Genomic DNA, 2,461 nt, shown 5'->3' with positions numbered 1-2,461 from the left:
TATATTGAAAGATGGCATTTAATAATTCAGATTTAAATTTCTCAATTTTTTCCATATTTGCCAAATTCCTTAATAACTTTATCTTCAGCAAGACGTAGCCCGCATTAAACCTATGCAGGTAAGGTGTGTGCGGTACGCACGCGGGCTTTGAGTGTGATAAAAAAGATCGTCTGAAAAAAGTTTCCGGCTTTCAGACGACCTTTTGTCAAATATTATCGGCAGCGGCTCAATGCCAACCTTAGACCTGCTCCGATTTCTTCAGGGCTGTTATCCAATGATAAAATTACATTATCTGCATCAATGGCATCCCACGCTTCCAGCTTGACATGGCGGCTCGGGCTGATTTTCAGGCAGCCGTTGTGCAGCCAAATATCCACGCTCATCATGTTTTTGAATAGGGCGCGTCTGGTTTTATAGCCCAAGTTCCCGCATAGGTTGGCAACCCAATCCTCATAGCGTTGCCGAAATTTTTCGGTATCAAAAAAATCTTGGTCTTCTGGACTGTCATAAACGAAAGTCCTGCTGTTTGTCAACGCTTGCAAGACCGTCGTGCCTAAAGTTCCATTGTCGGTATCCAATGGCAGGATATGGGGGGGATATAGGTGGTCTGGAGCATATCGCCCAAATCCTGACCATGTTTGAATAATCAAGGCTCTTTCGTTTGCCTTATAGCCGGCCCAATAATCTTGTTCTTGATTGAAAGTCATTTATTCGATCTCCGTAATTTTGACTGTAATGTTTTGACTTTTGCCATACTCTACCACACGTTGCAACTGCAATCTTTGCTCCTTATTAGTTTGTGCGGGTATGGCCAGATGGATTTCGCGCTGTTTGATCATGTCGGCCCTTAATGTCATACCCGAAAGGCTATGACGTTCAAAATTTGCCGTCTTAGAGTTGTCTTTACACCGCTGCGGATAATGGTTTTGCCGGCCGTGCTGCCGATATGGGTGTGGCGGTGGGTTGCTTTTGTCTGATTGCTGTGGTGGCTTGTTGAAAGAAAGGCCGTCTGAAACCGTAGTTATTGTTTCAGACGGCCTCTTGGCTCAAACCTTGAGAACCGCATGCGTGCGTTCCGCACACATCCTACTTGTTGAGTTTAGGTTTCATATGGGCTACGGCTTGCTGCCCAATAATTTTGATCCTGTTTAAAAATCATTATTTGATCTCCGTAATTTTGACTTTAATGTTTAGATTTTTGCCATACTCTACCACACGTTGCAACTGCAATCTTTACTCCTTATTAGTTTGTGCGGGTATGGCCAGATGGATTTCGCGCTGTTTGATCATGTCGGCCCTTAGTGTCATACCCGAAAGACTATGACGTTCAAAATTTGCCGTCTTAGAGTTGTGTCTACACCGCTTCGGATAATGATTTTGCTAGCCGTGCTGCCGATATGGGTGTGGCGGTGGGCTGCTTTTGTCTGATTGCTGTGGCGCCTTGTTGAAAGAAAGGCCGTCTGAAACGTATTTTTGTTGTTTCAGACGGCCTCTTAGCTCAAACCTTGAGAACCGCATGCGTGCGTTCTGCACACATCCTTTTGTCAAGTAATATTAAGTGATAAAGCACATATGCCCAACCGGCTTTGTCAAGAGCTTCCGAAAGGCTGCTTGTGCAGCATGAAAGCTACGGCTTGTTTAATTGAAACTCTCCTGATCTAAAAATTCTAACTCTATTTCCCGGCAAACTATATCTATGCTAAAACCGGTCGGAAGATCATACCTACCGCCTATCAATGCCAGCGTACCTCCATAATCTAAGATTTCATCATCCTGCTTTAATTCTCCAAGCTCCAATGTATTATCGATATTTATATCTTGGTTCTCCGTAGCGTATCCATAGATAAATTTCAGATAGCTGAACTGCTTGAATTTAATTTTTACCCAGTCTGAATAATTGGGCATAGGGTTCTCTTGAGGAAAATCCGGATAATTCACATTCTTGACGATGATATGAAATTCATCATTTTTCAAAGTATAGTTTAATAGAGACCCTTCAATTATATGCAGAAATTGATAATCTTTTCTTGGAATAGTATAAGTCGTCATATTATTTTACCTTCAAAACGCTGCTTGCGTAGCATGAAAGCTACGGCTCTGAAACTCTCCTGATCTAAAAATTCTAACTCTATTTCCCGGCAAACTATATCTATGATAAAACCGGTCGGAAGATCATACCTACCGCCTATCAATTCCAACGTACCTCCATAATCCCAGATTTCATCATCCTGCTTTAATTTGCCAAGCTCCAATACATTTTTGATCTTTTTATCTTGGCTCTTCGTAGCGTATTCATATCTAAATTTTAGATAGCTGAACTGCTTGAATTTAATTTTTACCCAGTCTGAATAATTGGGGGTAGGAAGCTCTTGAGGTAAATCCGGATAATCCACACAATTGACGATAATATGAAATTCATCGTTTTTCAAAGTATAGTTTAATAGAGTGCCCTCATATATAT

6 protein-coding genes are annotated in these 2,461 nt (G+C 41.6%); 1 reads left to right on the top strand and 5 read right to left on the bottom strand.

The genetic code is table 11. From position 1 onward, the window contains the following. Window positions 1–212: 212 nt before the first annotated feature. A complete protein-coding gene (locus tag ACTHUE_RS15555; RefSeq protein WP_440403369.1) occupies window positions 213–707 on the bottom strand; it encodes a contact-dependent growth inhibition system immunity protein in 495 nt (164 codons plus the stop codon). Beyond that, the gene (locus ACTHUE_RS15550) at window positions 708–857 is read right to left on the bottom strand and encodes a hypothetical protein (protein ID WP_440423936.1); all 150 of its coding nucleotides are present in this window, start codon (window positions 855–857) and stop codon (window positions 708–710) included. Between the two features lie 106 nt (window positions 858–963). Here ACTHUE_RS15550 and ACTHUE_RS15545 point away from each other — a divergent pair, with 106 nt between their 5' ends. Further along, a complete protein-coding gene (locus ACTHUE_RS15545; protein ID WP_440423935.1) occupies window positions 964–1,152 on the top strand; it encodes a carbamoyltransferase in 189 nt (62 codons plus the stop codon). 81 nt (window positions 1,153–1,233) lie between these two features. On the opposite strand, the gene ACTHUE_RS15540 is transcribed toward ACTHUE_RS15545, so the two are convergent. The 3 genes from ACTHUE_RS15540 to ACTHUE_RS15530 form a co-directional block, all read right to left on the bottom strand. Beyond that, window positions 1,234–1,308, bottom strand: a complete 75-nt coding sequence (locus ACTHUE_RS15540) for a hypothetical protein (RefSeq protein ID WP_336623262.1) — start codon at window positions 1,306–1,308, stop codon at window positions 1,234–1,236. Between the two features lie 330 nt (window positions 1,309–1,638). Further along, the gene (locus tag ACTHUE_RS15535; RefSeq protein WP_107811020.1) at window positions 1,639–2,049 is read right to left on the bottom strand and encodes a hypothetical protein; all 411 of its coding nucleotides are present in this window, start codon (window positions 2,047–2,049) and stop codon (window positions 1,639–1,641) included. Then, window positions 2,046–2,459 carry a hypothetical protein gene (locus ACTHUE_RS15530; RefSeq protein WP_440423934.1) on the bottom strand — a complete coding sequence of 138 codons (414 nt, stop codon included), beginning with the start codon at window positions 2,457–2,459 and terminating at the stop codon, window positions 2,046–2,048. Before ACTHUE_RS15530 ends, ACTHUE_RS15535 begins: the two co-directional genes overlap by 4 nt. Window positions 2,460–2,461: the final 2 nt, after the last annotated feature.

Source organism: Neisseria sp. P0021.S005 (genome assembly GCF_051956955.1).
Note: the sequence above shows the minus strand (reverse complement) of the source record. Positions and strands in the feature narration are given on the sequence as shown.

Excerpts from the sequence above, each read along its gene's own strand:
- ACTHUE_RS15555 (WP_440403369.1), bottom strand. The coding sequence starts at position 707 with ATGACTTTCAATCAAGAACAAGATTATTGGGCCGGCTATAAGGCAAAC.
- ACTHUE_RS15550 (WP_440423936.1), bottom strand. The coding sequence starts at position 857 with ATGACATTAAGGGCCGACATGATCAAACAGCGCGAAATCCATCTGGCC.
- ACTHUE_RS15535 (WP_107811020.1), bottom strand. The coding sequence starts at position 2,049 with ATGACGACTTATACTATTCCAAGAAAAGATTATCAATTTCTGCATATA.